Genomic DNA, 18,726 nt, shown 5'->3' with positions numbered 1-18,726 from the left:
GCCGTTTTTTGTTTTCGGAGGTGGCCTGATGCGCACATTGCGACTGCTGGCGCTGCTCATGGTGTCGGTATTGGCCGGACTTTTCGCCAGCGTCAACACCCAGCCGGTGAGCGTCAATTACCTCGTCGGCAGCGGCGAACTGCGCCTCGCCTATCTGCTGCTTGGCGTGGTCGGCGTGGGCATGGCGATTGGCTGGCTGGCGGCGCTGCCGCGGCGCTGGCAGCATGGCCGCGAATTGCGCCGGCTGCGTGCGCAGCTGCGGCGCCTGGAGGCGGAACTGGTGGCGCTGGCACCCTCCGCCACGCGGCCGCCGCAGCCGTGATCCGATGTCTCGAGACGACCTTGCCTCGATGATCCGCCCCGCGTCTACACCCCGCATCGTGGTTGCCGTCGACCGGCCCGATCTTGGCCAGGCGGTGGCGCTGGCGGACCGACTGGACCCCACGCTGTGCCGGCTCAAGGTCGGCATGGAGCTGTTCACCGCGGCCGGACCGGCCGCGGTGGAGGCTTTGCAAAAGCGCGGCTTTCAGGTGTTCCTGGATCTGAAGTTCCACGACATTCCCAACACCGTGGCCGGCGCCTGCCGCAGCGCGGCGGCGCTCGGCGTGTGGATGATCAACGTCCATGCCGGCGGTGGCCCGCGCATGCTGGCAGCGGCGGCCGAGGCGGTCGGCGCGGCCAGCCATCGCCCGTTGCTGGTGGGCGTCACGGTACTGACCAGTCTTGATCAGGCCGAGCTGACCGTCGTCGGCGTGGCGGCGAGTCCGGCTGAGCAGGTGCTGCGCCTGGCGCGCTGCTGTGCCGATGCCGGCCTGGACGGCGTGGTCTGCTCGCCGCTGGAGATTGCCCCGCTGCGGGCGGGGCTTGGGCCTGATTTCAGGCTCGTCACGCCCGGCATCCGCGGCCCCGCCGACGCCCCCGACGACCAGCGGCGCACCCTGGCGCCGGCCGCAGCGCTGGCGGCCGGCGCGGACTATCTGGTCATCGGACGGCCGATAACCGGCGCAGCGGATCCGTTGGCAGCCTTGCAGGCCATCACCGCCAGCCTCGACGGAGCCTGAACGGTGCTCAGCGCCCTGTTGCCGGCTCATCTGGCGCGTCTGGCCGGCGTGCGCGTGCTGGTGGTCGGCGACGCCATGCTGGACCGCTACTGGTTCGGGGCGGTGGAGCGCATCTCGCCGGAAGCGCCTGTTCCCGTGGTGGCCGTGGGTGGCAGCGAGGAGCGCCTGGGCGGCGCCGCCAACGTGGCGCGCAACGTGGTGGCGCTGGGTGGTCAGGCGCGTCTGCTGGCGATTACCGGTCAGGACGAGGCGGCAGAGCGCATCGACAGCCTGCTGGCGGACAGCACCATCGACGCCCGCCTGCTGCGCGATCCGGCGCTGCCGACCACGCTGAAGCTGCGCGTGCTGTCGCGCAGCCAGCAGCTGATCCGGCTCGACTTCGAGGCCCGTCCGGGCGCCGCGGCGCTAGCGGGCCTGCAAGCGGTGTTTGCGGATACCCTGGAGTGGGCGCAGGTGGTGGTGGCCTCCGACTACGGCAAGGGCGCGCTGGCCGAGGTGGCGCGGCTGATCGCCCTGGCGCAGGCGCGCGGCCGGCCGGTGATCGTCGACCCCAAGGGCCACGACTACGCGCCTTACGCCGGCGCCAGCCTGCTGACGCCCAATCGCGGCGAGTTCGCCACCGTGGCCGGGCCCTGGCACAGCGAGGATGAGCTGCATGAGAAGGCCGCCGACTGGCTGGCCCGGCTGGGCATCGAACGGCTGCTGGTCACGCGCAGCGAGCAGGGCATGACCCTGTTCCGCAAGGGCGCCCCGGCCCTGCACGACCCGGCCCGGGCGCGCGAGGTGTTCGACGTGTCTGGCGCCGGCGACACGGTGGTGGCGGCGCTGGCACTGGCGCTGGCCGCCGATCTGGGTGATGCGGCGGCAGTGCATCTGGCGAATCTGGCCGCCGGCATCGTGGTCGGCAAGCTGGGCACCGCCACCGCCACGGCGCAGGAAGTGGCCGCCGAACTGGCCGAGGAGGACTGAGCGTGTACGTGGTAACCGGCGGTGCCGGCTTTGTCGGCAGCAATCTGGTGCGGGCGCTCAACGCCCGCGGCGTGACCGACATTCTGGTGGTGGACAACCTGGAGACCAACTCGGCCAAGTTCCGCAATCTGGTCGGTTGCGCGATCGCCGACTATCTGGACAAGCGGGAATTCCTGCGCCTGCTCGAGTCCGGGCGCGGGCTGCCAAAACTGACGGCCGTGCTGCATCAGGGGGCCTGCTCGGACACCCTGGAGCTGAACGGCCGCTACATGATGGACAACAACTACGCCTACTCGAAGGCCGTGTTCGAACACTGCCAGACCGCCCGTGTGCCCTTGCTGTACGCGTCCTCGGCCGCCGTCTATGGCGCCAGCCAAGTCTTTGTCGAGCAGCCCGAATACGAGCGCCCGCTGAACGTCTACGGTTACTCCAAGCTGCTGTTCGACGACTACGTGCGCCGGCAGCTGCCGCGCCTGCAGGCGCCGGCGATCGGCTTTCGCTACTTCAACGTCTACGGGCCGGGCGAAGCGCACAAAGGCCGCATGGCCTCGGTGGCGCGGCAGTTCTTTGTGCAGTACTCGGAGCGTGCCTGCGTGCAGCTGTTCCGCGGCAGCGGTGGGTATGCCGATGGCGAGCAGCAGCGCGATTTCGTGGCCGTGCAGGACGTGGCGCGGGTGGTGCTGCATTTTCTGGACCATCCGCAGTCCAGCGGCGTGTTCAATCTGGGCAGCGGCGCGGCGGCCAGCTTCAACCGCGTGGCGCAGGCGGTGATCAACACCTGCCGCGCCGCGGCCGGCGAGCCGGCGCTCGATCTGCCGGCGCTGGTCGACTCGGGCGCCGTGCGCTACATCGACTTCCCACCGGGTCTTGCCGAGCGCTACCAGAACTACACCCAGGCCGACCTGACCGGCCTGCGCCGGGCCGGCTACGACGGCGCGTTCATGCCGGTGGAGCAGGGCGTCGCGGCCTACGTGCACGAGCTGCTGACCGGCGCCTGAAACTGCCACCAGGAATGAAACCTTGAATCTGACCTTTCTTGGCGCCGCCGGCACCGTCACCGGCTCGAAATACCTGCTGGAAGTCGCCGGCCGACGGCTGCTGGTCGACTGCGGCCTGTTCCAGGGCTACAAGCATCTGCGCCTGCAAAACTGGGCGCCGCTGCCGTTCGAGCCGGGCACGCTGGACGCGGTGCTGCTCAGCCACGCCCACATCGACCACAGCGGCTACCTGCCGCTGCTGATCAAAAACGGCTACGGCGGACGGGTCTGGTGCACGCCGGGCACCGCGGCGCTGTGTCACCTGCTGCTGCCCGACAGCGGCCACCTGCAGGAGCAGGACGCCGAGTACGCCAACCGCAAGGGTTTCTCCAAGCACCACCCGGCGCTGCCGCTGTACGACAAGCAGGACGCCATCGATGCCTTGCCGGCGCTGGAAGGCGTGGACTTTGGCCAGTGGTTCGAGCCGTGCGCGGGCGTGCGGGTGCGGTTTCGGCAGGCCGGGCACATCCTTGGCGCCGCCAGTGTGGAAATCGAAACCGAGGGCCAGCGGCTGCTGTTCAGCGGCGACCTGGGGCGCGCCGGCGATCCGGTCATGTGCGATCCGCAGCCGGCGCCGCCGGTCGATTACCTGGTGGTCGAATCCACTTACGGCGATCGCCTGCACCCGGACACCGACCCGGCGCAGGCGCTGGCCGATGTCATCAATCGCACCGCCGCGCGCGGCGGCATGGTGCTGATTCCGGCCTTTGCCGTCGGCCGCACGCAGGAGCTGCTGTTCTACATCCACCAACTGAAACAACAGCAGGCGATTGCTGACCTGCCGGTGTTCCTGGACAGCCCGATGGCCATCGACGCCAGCGAGCTGCTGCAGCGCTTCGCCAGCGAACATCGGCTGAGCGCCAGTCAGGCCCGCGCCGTGTGCGCGACGGCGACCTACGTGCGTGAGCGTGAAGAGTCGATGGCGCTGAACAGTCGCACGCATCCGATGATCATCATCTCCGCCAGCGGCATGGCCACCGGCGGGCGCGTGCTGCATCACCTGAAGGCCCGCGCCGGCAATCCGCACAACACCCTCCTGTTCGCCGGCTACCAGGCCGGCGGCACGCGCGGCGCGGCGCTGCTGGCCGGCGCGCGCGAAATCAAGATCCACGGCCGCTACGTGCCGGTGGCGGCCGAGGTGGCGAGCATCCAGAACCTGTCCGCCCATGCCGACTGGCAGGGCATCCTCGCCTGGCTGGGTCAGATACCAGCGCCGCAGCGGATATTCGTCACCCACGGCGAGCCGGCGGCGGCCGATGCGCTGCGCCTGCACCTGCAGGAGCGCTTCGGCTGGCAGGCGCAGGTGCCGATCCAGGGCGAGCGGGTGCGTTTGTGGTGAATGAACCGGCGTGGTCGCCGGGCCAGCCCCTGGCCGGCTGGTTGCGCCTGACCGGGCGCGGCGCATGGCTGATTCGGGATGCGGCGGTGGAGCACCCGTCGCTGCGCGCGCACCTGAACCGGCATTACGCACGCGACGCGAAGGGCCGCTACTTCGTGCAAAACGGCGCGCAGGTCGTGTTCGTGCGCCTCGACTATGCGCCCTACGTCCTGCATGTCACGGCAGACGGGATGCTGGTCGCCCATACCGGCGAGCCGGCCGGCGCGGTGCTGGCGGCCTGTCTGGACGAAACCGGCGTGCTCACGCTGCGGACTGCGCTTGGCGCCGGTCGGGTCGACGAGGCGAGCCTGGAATACTTCGCCGACCGGGTGTGTCACGCCGACGGGCGCGCCGCCGACGAGACGGCGCTGGCCGATCTGATGGTCGGCGGCCTGGATGCGCCGGTGCTGTTCCTGGACCTGCCCGAAGGGCGCCTGCCGCTGCAGCACTGCCCGAGTGCGGCCCTGCCGGAACGCTTCGATTTCGTGCGCGACCCCGGCCAGCAATACGGCCAGACCGACTCCCCCTGAACCATGTTCAAACCCTACGAAGTCTTCATCGGCCTGCGCTACACGCGCGCCAAGCGGCGCAATCACTTCATTTCGTTCATCAGCCTGGTGTCGATGGCCGGCATCGGCCTGGGCGTGATGGCGCTGATCACCGTCATCTCGGTCATGAACGGCTTCGAGGAGGAGCTGCGCTCGCGCATCCTGGGCATGGTGGCGCACGTCACGGTCAGCGGGGACGGCGGCGCGCTGCGCGACTGGCCGCAGGTGCAGCGGCAGGTGGCGGCCGAGCCGCAGGTGCTGGCCAGCGCGCCCTACGTCGAGACCGAGGCCATGATCTCGTTTGCCGGCAACGCCAGCGGCGTGCTGCTGCGCGGCATCGATCCGGCGCAGGAGCCCACGGTGGCGGAACTGACGCTGAACACCACCGGCACCACCCTGTCCGCGCTGACGCCGGGCGAGTTCGGCATCATCCTGGGGCGCGATCTGGCCCTGGCCATGGGTGCCAAGGCGGGCGACAAGGTCACGGTGCTGATCCCGGAGGCCAGCGCCACGCCGGCCGGCGTGCTGCCGCGCATGAAGCGCTTCACCGTGCTCGGCACCTTTTCGGCCGGCATGTACGAATACGACAGCGCGCTGGCGCTGGTGGCCATGCAGGACGCCCAGCGCCTGGTGCGCCTGGGCGATGCCGTCAGCGGCGTACGCCTGCGCCTGGCTGACCTGATGCAGGCGCCGGCCGTGGCGCAGCGGCTCAGTCAGCGCCTGCCGTACCTGGCGGTCGGCGACTGGACGCGCCAGCACGTCAATTTCTTTCGCGCCGTGCGCACCGAAAAGACCGTGATGTTCATCATCCTGTCGCTGATCGTGGGCGTGGCGGCCTTCAACATCATCTCCACCCTGGTCATGATGGTGGCTGACAAGCGGGCCGACATCGCCATCCTGCGCACCATGGGCGCCACGCCGGGCAGCGTGATGGGCGTGTTCATCGTGCAGGGCGCGGTCATCGGCGTGGTCGGCACGCTGCTGGGCCTGCTCGGCGGGGTGGCGCTGGCGCTGAATATCGAAACCCTGGTGCCGTGGCTCGAGCGGGCGCTGCACGTCAGCCTCTGGCCGACCGATGTGTATTACATCTCCAGCCTGCCATCGCGCCTGCAGGCGGGCGACGTGACGCGCATCACGGCGCTGGCGCTGCTGCTGTCGCTGCTGGCCACGCTGTACCCGGCGTGGCGGGCATCCCGTACCGACCCGGCCGAGGCGCTGCGCTATGAATGACCAAGTGCCGGTCCTGGAGGCCCGCGGCCTTGGCAAGACTTACCTCGACGCCGGTGGCGCCCTGACCGTGCTGCACGACGTGGATCTGACGGTCCGGGCCGGCGAGAGCGTGGCCGTCATGGGCGCCTCCGGCGCCGGCAAGAGCACGCTGCTGCACCTGCTGGGCGGCCTGGATGCCGCCAGTCGGGGCGAAGTGTGGGTGGACGGGCGCAGCCTGACCGGCCTGGGTGAGCGTGAACGCTCCCGTATGCGCAACCAGTCGCTGGGCTTCATCTACCAGTTCCACCACCTGCTCGACGAATTCACCGCGCGCGAGAACATCGCCATGCCGCTGCTGATCGGCGGCCAGGCGCCGGCGCAGGCCGGCGCGGCGGCCGACGCCATGCTCGAGCGGCTCGGTCTTGCCGCGCGTGGCCACCACAAGCCGGGACAGCTGTCCGGCGGCGAGCGCCAGCGGGTCGCCATCGGCCGCGCGCTGGTCACGCGCCCGCGCTGCATCCTGGCCGACGAACCGACCGGCAACCTGGACCCGCACACCGCCGAGCAGGTGTTTCGGCAGCTGGTCGAGGTGTGCAGCGAACGCGGCGGCGGCCTGGTGGTGGTCACCCACAACCCGCAACTGGCGCAGCTGCTCGACCGGCGGCTGATGCTGGCCGATGGACGCCTCGCGGACAGCGATTGATGTGACCGGGGACGCTGCTCCCGCTTGGAGATTCCGGGGGGCGACGCGGTCCTGGGCGCTAACCGAAAGACGGCTGTCGGCGTGCCGCGCAGTCCGGTTATCGTTGGCCCCGTGGCAGGTTCGCCACGGCTCGGAGGAGATACAAAAATGGCACGCTTCGACGGCAAGTCGGTGATCGTCACCGGCGGCGGTTCAGGGATTGGCGCGGCGACGGCGCGGGCCTTTGCCGCCCAGGGCGCGGCGGTGATGATCGGTGACATCAACGCCAAGGCCGGCGAGGCTGTGGCGGCGGATATCCGCGCCAACGGCCGCAAGGCGGCTTTCACGGCAGTCGATGCGACGAACAAAGCCAGCGTCGAGGCACTGGTCGCGGCAGCCGTGGCGGCGCATGGCAAGCTGGACGTGGTGTTCGCCAACGCCGGCGTGTTCGACGGCTTTTTGCCTTTCACGGACATCGACGAGGCGCTGTTCGACCGCGTCATCGGCGTCAATGTGAAAGGCTATTTCTTCACCTGCCAGGCGGCCTTCAAGGAACTGAAGAAAACCGGCGGCAACATCGTCATGACGGCCTCGGTTGCCGGGCTGGGCGCTGGCGGCGGCGGGGCGGCATACACGGCCTCCAAGTACGCCACGATTGGTCTGATCAACCAGATCGGCGTCGAAGCCGCCGCCCACGGCGTGCGCGTGAACGGCGTGGCGCCCGGCGGCGTGAAGACCGGCATGACGGAACACCTGATCGCCGACCCGGCAGTGGCCGGCTTCATCACCCAGGGCACGCCGCTGGGGCGCTGGGCCGAGCCCGACGAAATCGCCGCCGCGGTGGTGTTCCTGGCTTCCGACGAGGCGCGTTACATCACCGGCACGGTGCTGCGCGTGGACGGGGGCATGCGCTCGAAGTAGTCGCAGGTCGGCGCCGCAGGCGGGCTCGCGGGCCCGCCTGTGGTCTTGACGGCCATCAAGTCGGCGCGGCGACCAGCCTTTCTAATGACTCCCGGCAACCGACCGTTCGGTTGCACAAAGTTCCGGGCCGCGTGCGTGGCCCCACTCAGGAGGAGTCGCCATGAACGCCCCGCAGTCGCCGGTCACGTTTCCGTTCAGCCCGCGTCACGCGATGAAATTCGGCACGCCGGTGCCGGACATGGGCAGCGGGCCGATCCCGGCCGAGTCGGTCACCTCGGCCGCGTATTTCGAGCGCGAGCGCGAGCAGATCTTCAAGCAGGCCTGGCTGCAGGTCGGCCGGGTGGAGGAAATCCCCAATCCGGGCGACTACTTCACGCGCGAGCTGCACGTGTTCAAGAGCAACATCGTGGTGGTGCGCGGCAAGGACGGCGCGGTGCGCGCCTTCCACAACATGTGCACGCACCGCGGCATGGCGCTGGCGACCGAAGCCTGCGGCAACATGCGCGGCTTCACCTGCGAGTTCCACGGCTGGGGCTTTGGTCTGGACGGCAGCCTGCAGGCGGTGCCGGCGATCGAGTCCTTCCCCGGCCTGGACAAGGACAAGCTGGGTCTGAAGGCGCTGGCCTGCGACACCTGGAACGGCTTCATCTTCGTGCACTGGAATCCGCAGCCGAAGCAGTCGCTGGCCGAGTTCATGGGGCAACTGGCCAAGGACATGGACGGCTTTCCGTTCGACCAGTGCCAGCACATCGCCCACTACACGGCGCGCGTGAAGGCCAACTGGAAGCTGTGCATCGATGCCTTCCAGGAGGCCTACCACGCCACCTACCTGCACCGGCACGCCATTCCGGGCGCCGGTGATCTTGAGCTGGCGCTGCCGACCTCGGTGCGCTTCTACGGCCCGCACCGCTCGGTGTCGTGCTGGCTCAAGACCGACATCCAGCCCACGCCGGCCGAGGCGATCGCCTACAAGCACGGCAGTTTCGGCTTCGTGAAGGCCGACGAAGGGGACTCGCGCGGCCTGAATCCGTCGGGTGACGAGTCGTGGTGGTTCGACATCAACGTGTTCTTCCCGAACTTCTTCTGCGATCTGGGCCGCGGCTGGTACTTCACCTACAACTTCTGGCCGGTGTCCGAGAACGACACCATCTGGAACATGAACATCTACCAAGTGCAGGCCGACACCGCCGGCGACCGGCTGGCGCAGGAGTTCACGCGCATCGTGCTGCGCGACACGGTGTACGAGGACATGAGCACCATGGAGTACTCGCAAAAGGCCTTCGATTCGGGCGTGATCACCGAGCAGACCATCGGCGACACCGAGATCGCCATGCGCCACCAGTACTGGGTGGCCGACGAGTGGGTCAACGGCCGCCGGCCCTGAGCGGGCGGTTCAACACCAGGAGACACATCCCATGAGCGCACGTCTACCCAACGCCTTCGCGGACCTCGAACCGCTGTGCGAGTACTGGCTGCACGACACCGAGGCGGCGCGCAACCGCGCCCGCATCAGTGCCGACATGCAGCGCATTCGTGCCTTTTACGACGCCGTCATGCCGCGCTTCGATGCCATCATCCAGCACCTGAACGGCTTCCCGCTGGGCGCCCTGCCGGCGGCCGAGGAAAACCTGCTGAACCTGGCGTTCGCCTTCGTGGAGGCCTCGGCGCCGGTGGAGCGCTTCAACTCGCCCATCGTCACCAAGACCTTCCCGCCCGAGCGCTTCATCATCCACGAGGACCTGGGCCGCAGCGGTGGCTGGTGACCAGGGGCGCGCGGGAGCGGTGCCCTTGTGGGAGCGGCGCCCCCGCCGCGAATCCCCCGCCCCGGTTTTCGGCCCGGGGCGGGCCTCCCACACACCGCAGCGATGTGCCGCAGGGTGCCCCTGCAAGGGCCGCGCGCCTTCTGGCCGCGTGTTCAGGCCAGCATCGGCTGCGGCGCTGAACGGCCGGTGACGGGCACGGTGGTGTCGATCACCGCCCCGCCCAGGCACTCGTCACCGACATAAAACACCACCGACTGGCCCGGCGTCACCGCCCGCTGCGGACGGGCGAAGCGCACCACGCAGCGGCCGTCGTCCAATACCTCCACCTTGCAGGCCTCGGCCGTTTGCCGGTAGCGCGTCTTGGCCGTGCAGGAAAAGCGGCTGGCCGGCGGGCGGCCGGCGATCCAGGTGGCCGCCTCGGACAGCAGGCTGTCGCTGAGCAGCAGCGGATGATCGTGCCCCTGCACCACGTGCAGCGTGTTGCGCGCGGCGTCCTTGCCGGCCACGTACCACGGCGCGTTGCCCGTGCCGTGCCCGCCGCCGATGCCCAGGCCCTGGCGCTGGCCGAGCGTGTAGTAGGGCAGGCCGATGTGCCGGCCGACGATGTGGCCCTCCGGGTCCAGCATGTCGCCTGGCTCGGCTACCAGGTAGCGGCTCAGGAACTCGCGAAACGGCCGCTCGCCGATGAAGCAGATGCCGGTCGAGTCCTTCTTGTCCGCCACCGGCAGGCGCTCTTGCGCGGCCAGGGCGCGCACCGCGCGCTTGGCAAAGCCGGCCAGCGGCATGCCGGCCGGCGCCAGCTGCGCCTGCGTCAGGCTGTGCAGAAAATAGGTCTGGTCCTTGTCGCGGTCAGCCGGGCACAGCAGATGTACCTGCTTGCCATCGCGCCGGAGCGCGGCGTAATGGCCGGTGGCGATGGCCTGCGCCCCGAGCGCCAGCGCATGCTGCTGGAACACGCCGAACTTGATCTGGCGGTTGCACAGGATGTCCGGATTCGGCGTGCGCCCGCGCCGGTACTCGGCCAGGAAATGCGCAAACACCTGCTCGCGGTATTCGGCGGCAAAGTTCACCACCTGCACCGGGATGTCGAGCGCCTGGCCGATGGCCTGCACGTCGGCGATGTCGGCCTCGGCCGGGCAGTCGCCGAAGCGGTCGTCGTCTTCCCAGTTCTTCATGAAAAGGCCAAGCACCTCGTAGCCGGCGCGCTTGAGCAGCAGCGCCGTGACGGCCGAATCCACGCCGCCGGACAGGCCGACCACCACCCGCGCCGGCGGTGGCAGCGGCAGGCCGAAGGGGGCGTCCATCAGGCGTGCGCGAGCAGCGCCAGCGGGTGGCGGGCGCCGGCCAGGTAGTCGTCCAGGCAGCGCAGCACCAGCTCCGTGCGGTGCCGGTCCGCGCAGGCGGCAAGCGCCTCGCGATCCAGCCACACGGCGCGTTCGATGCCGGTGTCGAGCGGCTGGTCAGGGTAGTGCTCCACGGGCCGGGCGCTGAAACAGACGCGCAGCGTCGTGATGCCGCTGGTCGGCTCGACGCGCCGATACAGGCCGACCACCGATTCGGGCTCGACCTTCCAGCCGGTTTCCTCCAGCGTCTCGCGGCGGCAGGCGTCGATCAGGCTCTCGCCGTGTTCCAGGTGGCCGGCCGGCTGGTTGAGCACCAGCCGGCCCTCGGCGAGTTCCTCGACCAGCAGGAAACGGCCATCGCGCTCGACAATGGCGGCGACGGTGACGCGGGGTGTCCAGATCATGGGCGGATTTTACCGGGGGTGTGTGGGCGAGCCGAGCAGGGCGCGCACGACCGTCACCAGACCGGCGTCGCTGGCCTCGCGGGCCGACATGATCGGCCCGCAAAAGCCGGCGTGCTGGGCGTAATCGACGAGCGCCGCGCTGAGCACGGCCAGCGGCAAGGTCTTGAGTTGCGCTGCCGCGGGTCCGGCCAGCGCCAGCAGGCCGTCGAGGCTGGCCCGACTGGTGGCGGTCAGCGCGGCGATGGTGCCCCGTGCCAGCCAGTCCTTGAGCTGCGCGGCATCGCCCGCCGCGACACGTCGGTAGCAGACCACTGCCCGCACGTCGGCGCCGCGCGCGGCGAGCGTGTCGGCCAGCAGCGTGCGCCCGCCCTCGCCGCGAAAGATCACCACCCGCTGGCCGGCCACCTGGTGCAACTGCGGCAGCGTCAGCAGGCCTTCGCTGTCGAAGCGTGCATTGGGTGTCAGTGCATCGGCAAAACCGGCAGCGGCGAGCGTCCGCGCGCTGGCCGGCCCGACCGCCGCCACCGTGCACCCGGCCGGCAGGCCGCCGGCCGCGGCGATGACCGGCAGGGCGTGCTGCACGGCGTTGGCGCTGATGAAGATGGCCAGGTCGCAGGGCAGGGCGGCGCGCAGCGCCGCGACGGCAAGGGCCGGATCGGCAGCCTCGATCGCCAGCGTCGGCAAGTAAAGCGGCGTGAAGCCCGCGGCGCGCAGCCCGTCGCCGAGCGCTTGGGCCTGGCCGGCTGGCCGCGTGACCAGCACGCCCGGCCGATGCGTGTCAGCCATGGCCGGCCAGAATCTCACCGGCACCGCGTTCGAGCAGAACCTGCGCCAAGGCCAGGCCCAGCGTCTGCGGCTGGTCGGCCGAACCGCTGAGCGACTCGCGCAGGATGCGACGCCCGTCCGGCGTGCCGACCAGGCCGGTCAGGTGCAGCCGCTCGCCGTCCAGCACCGCGTGCGCGGCCAGCGGCGTGTGGCAGCCGCCGCCCAGCCGCCCGGCAAAGGCCCGCTCGGCCTGCACGCGCAGCGCCGTGGCCGGCTCGTGTAGCGGCGCGATCAGCGCCTGCGTGGCGGCGTCGCCCTCGCGGCATTCAAGGCCCAGCACGCCCTGCGTCACTGCCGGCAGCATCACGTCGGTATCCAGACGTTCGGTGATGCGTTCGGCGAGGCCCAGCCGGTCCAGACCCGCGGCGGCCAGCAGCAGGGCGTCGCAGTCACCCCGATCCAGCTTGGCAAGGCGCGTCTGCACGTTGCCGCGGGTCAGCACCAGCACCAGGTCGGGCCGCCTGGCCAACACCTGACAGCCGCGGCGCAGGCTGGCGGTGCCGACGCGGGCGCCCGGCGGCAGCTCATCCAGGCCGCCGGCCCGCGGCGCCACCAGCGCATCGCGCGCATCGGCGGCGGCGCAGAACACCGGCAGCGCAAAGCCGGGCGGCAGCTCGGCCGGCACGTCCTTCATCGAATGCACCGCCAGGTCCGCGCGGCCGTCGGCCAGGCCCTGCTCCAGTTCCTTGATGAACAGCCCTTTGCCGCCTTCGGCGCTGAGCGCCCGGTCCAGGATGCGGTCGCCCTCGGTGAGCATCTCCACCAGCTCGATGCGCAGGCCCGGATGGTAGCGGCGCAGCAGCTCGGCGACGTGGTGGGCCTGCCACAGGGCGAGCGGGCTCTTGCGGGTGGCGATGCGCAGGACGGTCATGGCGTGGGTCGACGGATGGTTTCGATCAGCGGGCGGGCGGCCCGGCAGTCTAGCAAGTCGCCGCCGGCCGGCTGGCGCCGCCGCGGGCAGCGCCGCACAATGCCTCACCCTTCGCCACGGTGCCCGTCATGTCCTGGCTTTCCGATCAGCTCGCCTGCCTGCCGTCGTGGCTGCTGCCGCATCACGCCGTCTCGCGCCTGGTCTACCACCTGGCGCGGGCGCGCCAGCCGTGGCTCAAGCAGTTGCTGATCGACGGCCTGATCCGCGCCTACCACATCGACCTGGCCGACGCCGCGCAGCCGGACCCGCGCGCCTATCCGGATTTCGCGAGCTTCTTCACCCGCGCGCTGCGCCCTGGCGCCCGGCCGCTGGCCGGCGACGAGCGCACCCTGGTCAGCCCGGCCGACGGCGTGCTGAGCGCGCACGGCGCCATCGCCGGCGACCGGCTGCTGCAGGCCAAGGGCCGCAGCTACACGGTGCCGGAGCTGCTCGGCGGCGACTTTGCGCTGGCCGATGAATTCACGGGCGGCGCGTTCTGCACCGTGTACCTGGCCCCCGGCGACTACCACCGCGTGCACATGCCGCTGGCCGGCACGCTGCGCAGCATGACGCACGTGCCGGGGCGGCTTTTTTCGGTGCAGGGCGCGACCGTCCGCCGGATCGACCGCCTGTTTGCCCGCAACGAGCGCCTGGTGTGCGTGTTCGATACCGCCTGCGGGCCGCTGGTGGTGGTGCTGGTCGGCGCGCTGCTGGTGTCGAGCATCAGCACCGTGTGGGCCGGCGAGATCAACCCCCACGGTGCGCGCCGCGGCCTGTGGCGCAAGACCTACCCGGCCAGCGGCGCCGGCAGCGTGCAGCTGGCGCGCGGCGCGGAACTCGGCCATTTCGCCATGGGCTCGACGGTGATCCTGCTGCTGCCGCCGGGCCCGTTTGCCTGGGACGGCGCCGTGCGCGAGGGCAGCGCGCTGCGCTGCGGCCAGGCGCTGGGCGCCTGGCCGCCGGCCGAGGCGGGCCAGTAAGCCGCGGCGGCCGTGGCCGGGCGTCTGGCTCGGGCCGGCGGCCGGCTGACTCAGACGTGACGCGTCATGCACCTGACGCCTGGCTAGCCATATAATCGGCTACCACGATTTTTGGAGGTGCGGCATGAGCGCTTTGTACTCGACCACAGTCCACGCCATCGGCGGTCGCAACGGCACGGCCAGGAGCAGCGACGGCCTGCTCGACCTGAAGCTCGCCATGCCGCCCAGCCTGGGCGGCCAGGGCGGCGCCACCAATCCCGAGCAGCTGTTCGCGGCCGGTTACGCCGCCTGTTTCGGCAACGCGGTGATCCACGTCAGCCGCAATCAGGCCCACAAGATCAAGGACGAGGACGTCGAGGTCGCGGCCACGGTCGGCCTGCAGGCCAACGCCGGCGGCGGCTTCGCGCTGACCGTGGCGCTGGAAGTCACGCTGGCCGGCGTCGATCAGGCCACCGCCGAGGCGCTGGTGGCGCAGGCGCACCAGGTCTGCCCGTATTCGAACGCAACGCGCGGCAACATCGACGTCGCGCTTAACGTCAAGACGCGATGAGCGACGCCGAGCGCCCGCACGACGCCCGCTGGCTGCGCCTGGACCGCCAGGTCTGCTTTCCCCTGTACGCGGCCACCAACCTGATGCAGCGCCTGTATCGGCCGCTGCTGTTGCCGCTCGGGCTGACCTACTCGCAGTACCTGGTGCTGCTGGTGCTGTGGCAGCGCGGCAGCAGCACCGTCGGCGAATTGCGCGATTGCCTGTACCTGGACGCCGGCACCATCACCCCGCTGCTCAAGCGCATGGAGCGCGGCGGCCTGGTGACCCGCAGCCGGGACAGCGCCGACGAGCGGCGGGTGATCGTCGCCCTGACCGCGCGCGCCAGCGCCCTGCGTGAGCAGGCGCAGCGGATTCCGGAAACGCTGGCCGCGCAGATCGGTTTGGATGCCGCCACCGCGGTGCTGCTGCACGGCGAGACCACCTCGCTGGTCGAGCGCCTGCAAGCGCTCGTCGATCAGCAAGCCGCGCGACGCGTTTTTCCCCATCAACCCACTGAATGACGAGGTATCCCATGAGCACGCACCCGCTACCGCGTTTCGACGCCGACCAAGGCCTGCGCTACCGCACGCTCGGCAACTCCGGCCTGTTCGTCTCCGAACTGTGCCTGGGCGCCATGACCTTCGGCGGCGGCAAGGATCTTTGGCGCCTGATCGGCAACCTGCAGCAAGAGCAGGCCGACGAGCTGATCAAGATCGCCCTCGAGGCCGGCATCAACTTCATCGACACCGCCAACGTCTATAGTTACGGCGACAGCGAGCGCATCGTCGGCCAGTCGCTGAAGAATCTCGGCGTTCGCCGCGAGGATATCGTGCTGGCCACCAAAGTCCTGGGGCCGATGGGCGAGGGCCCCAACGCCCGCGGCGCCTCGCGCGGCCACATCATGAGCCAATGCCAGGCCAGCCTGCAGCGCCTGCAAACCGACTACATCGACCTGTACCAAATCCACGGCTTCGACCCGGCCACGCCGATCGAAGAAACGCTCGAAGCCTTGAACATCCTGGTGCAGCACGGCCACGTGCGCTACGTCGGCCTGTCCAACTGGGCGGCCTGGCAAGTGATGAAAGCCATCGGCATCACCCAGGCGCGGCACCTGTGCCCGATCGTCTCCCTGCAGGCCTACTACACCCTGGTCGGCCGCGACCTGGAGCGGGACATCATCCCCATGCTCGAGTCCGAAAAAGTCGGACTGATGGTGTGGAGCCCGCTGGCCGGCGGTTACCTGTCCGGCAAATACGAAGGCCCGAACGTTTCGGAAGAAAACCGCCGCGCCAAGTTCGACTTCCCGCCGGTCAACCGCCAGCGCGGCGCCCAGGTCATCCAAGTGATGCGCGAGATCGCCGCCGGAAAACAGATCGACGGCCAGCCGGTCTCGGTGGCCGCCATCGCCCTGGCCTGGCTGCTGCATCAAAAAGCCGTCACCAGCATCATCCTCGGCGCCAGGCGGCCCGAGCAGCTCAAAGACAACATCCTGGCGGCCTGCGTGCGCCTGTCGGCCGACGAACTGGCGGCCCTGGATGAAGTAAGCCGCCTGCCGGAGGAGTATCCGGGCTGGATGCTGAAAAGGATGGCGCAGTATCGGGATCACATGAAGGCCTGAGGCCACGCGCAGCTGCGGCGCCGATGCCGCGCTGGAAGGCTTCACGCGGCAAATGAAGAAGCTGCCGGCATTTTTGCGCCAAAGCCTGACCTACGATCGCGGCAGCGAGATGGCCCGTCACGTCGAGCTGGCCGAGCGGTTGAAGATCGACATCTGGTTTGCCGATCCGTACGCGCCCTGGCAGCGCGGCAGCAACGAAAACACCAACGGCCTGCTGCGCCAATTCCTGCCCAAGGGCACGGACCTGTCCGAGGTCAGCCAGACCGCGCTCAACGACATCGCCCGGCTTCTGAACGGCCGTCCTCGAAAAACCTTGGACTGGAGAACACCGGACGAAGCCATGGCCGAAGAAATCGCCAATTTCTCAAAGCGTGTTGCACTTGATTCTTGAATCCAAGCTGCGCCGGCATGAAGCAGATGAGCCTGGCTGCCCGCCGTTTGCGGTTATGTAGAATGAGTGCACCTGCGGCGCTGCCTGAGGGGCGTCCTTGGAGCCTTGAAGCGGCCAAAACCAGCATGGGCGCGCTCGCCCGGGCCGGGTGCCCTTGAGCGACGGTGCCTACCATAGCACTGGGAACAGCGAGCAGAACCGACGCGGTGTTGGGATCTTGCCCACCATTACTTTGGGCGGTTTATATTTTTTTCTGCAGGTGTGACAATCTCCAATTCCGCCTACAAGTTCGCCACCATGCTGACCACCCCGCCACCTGCCCAGCCCTACGAGGACGAGATCAGCCTGCTCGAGCTCTGGCGAATTCTGGCCAAAAGAAAAGCGCTGATCATGGTCAGTTTTCTCCTTTGCCTGGCCGGGGGCGCGGCATTCGCGTTCCTCACAGCGCCGGTCTACGAGGCCAGCGTCAAGTTGAGGGTCGGCCAAGTCAAGGGTGAGGAGGCTGCACCACCGGTGATACTCGAAAGCGCGGAGGAACTCTCATCCCGCATCCTTGCCGAGTATGGCGAGGACGTCGCCACGGGCGTCAAACGCGAGCGGCCCTTTATTGCTGCAGCGAGCGTGCAAAAAGGCGTGACGACCACCGTCCAGCTCACCGCCGAGGGCGATACCGCCGAAGACGCGGTGCGCCTGCTGGGCGACGTGGTCAGGGGGGTACAGAAAGCCCACGCGGCGATGTTCGAGAACAACCTCAAGCCCATCGCCGAGCGCCTCAAGAGCCTCGACCAGCAGCGCGTCGAACTAAAGCAGCAGTACGCTGACCTCACCCAACTCGCCGAAAAGCTAGAGGAGCACGACAACGTCCAGGCGTCCCTGCTGATGCTCGAACGCAGCTCGGTCATCGATTCCCTCAATCAGCAAGCAACCGAGCGGCTATCGCTGTCGCAGCAGATGATGCCGCCAGCGACCCGCCCCACCGAACTGATTGGCGAAATCGCCGCGCCGGCCAAGCCTTCCAAGCCGAGGAAGGCACTGGTTCTTGCACTCACTGCCGTGCTAGGGATGATGGGCGGCGTGATGCTCGCCCTGGTCGCCGAGTTCGTGTCTAAGGAAACGCTGACCGGTCCCCCATCGCCGAAGGCATAACCTAAGGAAAGGCGGTTACGGCAATAAACAAATATGAGGGTCAGGCCGATCGCGGGTGGCCGTTTTGGGGGTATTGGGTCGATGTTGGGCACCTGAACCGGTCCTCAGGACACGCGCAGGGCGTCACGCGCCCGCAAACGCCAGCCGGCCAGCACCCGATTGGCCAGGCCGAACAGCGTGAACAACTGCGCCTGGTTTTTGGCCAGCCCCCGATAGCGCGCCTTGAGGTGCTTGAACAGGTTTTTGATGACGAAAAACGGATGCTCGACCTTCGCCCGCAAGCTCGCCTTGACGCGCTCGATGCGCTGTTGCAGCCGGCCGAGGGCATCGTCAGGCAGGGCCCGGCGCATGCCAGGGCGCAGCGCCACGTGCCAGGTGACCGGCTGGCGCGGGGTTTCCGGTCGCCGGTCGACGCAGCGGCGAATGGCGTGGCTTTCGTACACAGCGTTCCTCGACGCCCTCGTCCGACGGTCCGAAGTATTGCTGCGCCACGTACATGCGCAGCATGCGCGAGAGCCCGAGCAGCGGTCGGCCGGGGCCCTTGCCGGTCGGGTAGAACGGCGCCAGAAAGCGCTCGCGGCGCGTCCGCTCCTTCTTTCCGGCGTACTCGAGGTCGGAAAAGCTCGTTTGCATGACGTCTGCTCACCCCCGCTGCGGACCAGACCGCATTGTCTCAGGGCCAAGGTCTCACGCCACCAACGGGTGGGAATACATCAGCGCTTCCAAAGCATTTGCCTAAAAATTCACACCTTCCCAGTATGCATACTTTATCGTCAAGCGCCCAAGGCTACGCCGGCGACGAAATCGATCTCCGCCAGTTGGTCACGGTGCTCTGGCAGCAGAAAGTGCTGATCGCAAGCATTGCAATCTTTGGTGCTCTACTCGGTGCTAGGGAAACGCTGATTTATTCCCACGTCTAGGTGGCATGAGACCTTGGTCCTGAGACAATGCGGCCTGGTCCGCAGCGGGGGTGAGCAGACGTCATGCAAACGAGCTTTTCCGATCTCGAGTA

21 protein-coding genes and 2 pseudogenes are annotated in these 18,726 nt (G+C 68.9%); 18 read left to right on the top strand and 5 right to left on the bottom strand.

From position 1 onward, the window contains the following. Positions 1–28: 28 nt before the first annotated feature. From H5U26_RS08585 to H5U26_RS08535, 11 genes are all read left to right on the top strand, one after another. Positions 29–322: a LapA family protein gene (locus tag H5U26_RS08585; protein WP_290618662.1), complete on the top strand. Its 294-nt coding sequence runs from the start codon at positions 29–31 to the stop codon at positions 320–322. A gap of 28 nt (positions 323–350) precedes the next feature. Next, positions 351–1,061 carry an orotidine-5'-phosphate decarboxylase gene (gene pyrF, locus H5U26_RS08580; RefSeq protein ID WP_290618660.1) on the top strand — a complete coding sequence of 237 codons (711 nt, stop codon included), beginning with the start codon at positions 351–353 and terminating at the stop codon, positions 1,059–1,061. A 3-nt stretch (positions 1,062–1,064) separates the two neighbouring features. Beyond that, a complete protein-coding gene (gene rfaE1 / locus H5U26_RS08575) occupies positions 1,065–2,030 on the top strand; it encodes a D-glycero-beta-D-manno-heptose-7-phosphate kinase (RefSeq protein WP_290618658.1) in 966 nt (321 codons plus the stop codon). A gap of 2 nt (positions 2,031–2,032) precedes the next feature. Next, positions 2,033–3,028: an ADP-glyceromanno-heptose 6-epimerase gene (gene rfaD / locus H5U26_RS08570; RefSeq protein ID WP_290618656.1), complete on the top strand. Its 996-nt coding sequence runs from the start codon at positions 2,033–2,035 to the stop codon at positions 3,026–3,028. A gap of 22 nt (positions 3,029–3,050) precedes the next feature. Beyond that, the gene (locus H5U26_RS08565; protein ID WP_290618654.1) at positions 3,051–4,406 is read left to right on the top strand and encodes an MBL fold metallo-hydrolase; all 1,356 of its coding nucleotides are present in this window, start codon (positions 3,051–3,053) and stop codon (positions 4,404–4,406) included. After that, positions 4,403–4,975, top strand: a complete 573-nt coding sequence (locus H5U26_RS08560) for a DUF2946 family protein (RefSeq protein ID WP_290618652.1) — start codon at positions 4,403–4,405, stop codon at positions 4,973–4,975. Before H5U26_RS08565 ends, H5U26_RS08560 begins: the two co-directional genes overlap by 4 nt. 3 nt (positions 4,976–4,978) lie before the next feature. Beyond that, positions 4,979–6,223, top strand: coding sequence for a lipoprotein-releasing ABC transporter permease subunit (locus H5U26_RS08555; protein ID WP_290618651.1), 1,245 nt, complete (start codon positions 4,979–4,981; stop codon positions 6,221–6,223). Further along, positions 6,216–6,905, top strand: a complete 690-nt coding sequence (locus H5U26_RS08550) for an ABC transporter ATP-binding protein (RefSeq protein WP_290618649.1) — start codon at positions 6,216–6,218, stop codon at positions 6,903–6,905. The genes H5U26_RS08555 and H5U26_RS08550 overlap by 8 nt, the downstream gene beginning before the upstream one ends. Before the next feature lie 147 nt (positions 6,906–7,052). Beyond that, positions 7,053–7,805, top strand: coding sequence for an SDR family NAD(P)-dependent oxidoreductase (locus H5U26_RS08545; RefSeq protein ID WP_290618647.1), 753 nt, complete (start codon positions 7,053–7,055; stop codon positions 7,803–7,805). A 160-nt stretch (positions 7,806–7,965) separates the two neighbouring features. Further along, the gene (locus tag H5U26_RS08540) at positions 7,966–9,189 is read left to right on the top strand and encodes an aromatic ring-hydroxylating dioxygenase subunit alpha (RefSeq protein ID WP_290618645.1); all 1,224 of its coding nucleotides are present in this window, start codon (positions 7,966–7,968) and stop codon (positions 9,187–9,189) included. A gap of 31 nt (positions 9,190–9,220) precedes the next feature. Beyond that, positions 9,221–9,568, top strand: coding sequence for a hypothetical protein (locus H5U26_RS08535; RefSeq protein ID WP_290618643.1), 348 nt, complete (start codon positions 9,221–9,223; stop codon positions 9,566–9,568). Positions 9,569–9,720: 152 nt separating this feature from the next. Here the strand turns inward: H5U26_RS08535 and mnmA are convergent, their stop codons facing one another. The 4 genes from mnmA to hemC are packed head-to-tail and all read right to left on the bottom strand — an operon-like array spanning position 9,721 to position 13,011. After that, the gene (gene mnmA / locus H5U26_RS08530; protein ID WP_290618641.1) at positions 9,721–10,872 is read right to left on the bottom strand and encodes a tRNA 2-thiouridine(34) synthase MnmA; all 1,152 of its coding nucleotides are present in this window, start codon (positions 10,870–10,872) and stop codon (positions 9,721–9,723) included. Further along, positions 10,872–11,315 (bottom strand): NUDIX hydrolase, encoded by a 444-nt coding sequence (locus tag H5U26_RS08525; protein ID WP_290618639.1) that lies wholly within the window; start codon positions 11,313–11,315, stop codon positions 10,872–10,874. The genes mnmA and H5U26_RS08525 overlap by 1 nt, the downstream gene beginning before the upstream one ends. 9 nt (positions 11,316–11,324) lie before the next feature. Further along, complete coding sequence (locus tag H5U26_RS08520; protein ID WP_290618637.1) at positions 11,325–12,101, bottom strand: uroporphyrinogen-III synthase; 777 nt, start codon at positions 12,099–12,101, stop codon at positions 11,325–11,327. Then, a complete protein-coding gene (gene hemC / locus H5U26_RS08515; protein ID WP_290618635.1) occupies positions 12,094–13,011 on the bottom strand; it encodes a hydroxymethylbilane synthase in 918 nt (305 codons plus the stop codon). Before hemC ends, H5U26_RS08520 begins: the two co-directional genes overlap by 8 nt. 128 nt (positions 13,012–13,139) lie before the next feature. Here hemC and asd point away from each other — a divergent pair, with 128 nt between their 5' ends. The 6 genes and pseudogenes from asd to H5U26_RS08485 all read left to right on the top strand — a co-directional run bounded on the left by asd (position 13,140) and on the right by H5U26_RS08485 (position 17,714). After that, positions 13,140–14,030: an archaetidylserine decarboxylase gene (gene asd, locus H5U26_RS08510; protein ID WP_290618633.1), complete on the top strand. Its 891-nt coding sequence runs from the start codon at positions 13,140–13,142 to the stop codon at positions 14,028–14,030. A 124-nt stretch (positions 14,031–14,154) separates the two neighbouring features. After that, positions 14,155–14,580, top strand: a complete 426-nt coding sequence (locus H5U26_RS08505) for an organic hydroperoxide resistance protein (protein ID WP_290618631.1) — start codon at positions 14,155–14,157, stop codon at positions 14,578–14,580. Beyond that, positions 14,577–15,080 carry a MarR family transcriptional regulator gene (locus H5U26_RS08500; RefSeq protein ID WP_290618629.1) on the top strand — a complete coding sequence of 168 codons (504 nt, stop codon included), beginning with the start codon at positions 14,577–14,579 and terminating at the stop codon, positions 15,078–15,080. The genes H5U26_RS08505 and H5U26_RS08500 overlap by 4 nt, the downstream gene beginning before the upstream one ends. Before the next feature lie 11 nt (positions 15,081–15,091). Next, positions 15,092–16,177 (top strand): aldo/keto reductase, encoded by a 1,086-nt coding sequence (locus H5U26_RS08495; RefSeq protein ID WP_290618627.1) that lies wholly within the window; start codon positions 15,092–15,094, stop codon positions 16,175–16,177. 19 nt (positions 16,178–16,196) lie between these two features. Continuing rightward, positions 16,197–16,568, top strand: a pseudogene (locus H5U26_RS08490) (IS30 family transposase); the annotation flags it as partial. A 297-nt stretch (positions 16,569–16,865) separates the two neighbouring features. After that, the gene (locus H5U26_RS08485; RefSeq protein WP_290618625.1) at positions 16,866–17,714 is read left to right on the top strand and encodes a Wzz/FepE/Etk N-terminal domain-containing protein; all 849 of its coding nucleotides are present in this window, start codon (positions 16,866–16,868) and stop codon (positions 17,712–17,714) included. A gap of 104 nt (positions 17,715–17,818) precedes the next feature. On the opposite strand, the pseudogene H5U26_RS08480 reads toward H5U26_RS08485, so the two are convergent. After that, positions 17,819–18,347: pseudogene (locus tag H5U26_RS08480) on the bottom strand (transposase). A 125-nt stretch (positions 18,348–18,472) separates the two neighbouring features. Between H5U26_RS08480 and H5U26_RS14910 the strand changes: the two are divergent. Further along, positions 18,473–18,634, top strand: a complete 162-nt coding sequence (locus H5U26_RS14910; RefSeq protein ID WP_366055921.1) for a Wzz/FepE/Etk N-terminal domain-containing protein — start codon at positions 18,473–18,475, stop codon at positions 18,632–18,634. Positions 18,635–18,726: the final 92 nt, after the last annotated feature.

This window comes from Immundisolibacter sp. (genome assembly GCF_014359565.1).
In the GTDB taxonomy this organism is placed as follows: domain Bacteria; phylum Pseudomonadota; class Gammaproteobacteria; order Immundisolibacterales; family Immundisolibacteraceae; genus Immundisolibacter.
This window is presented reverse-complemented; position numbering and strand designations above follow the sequence as displayed.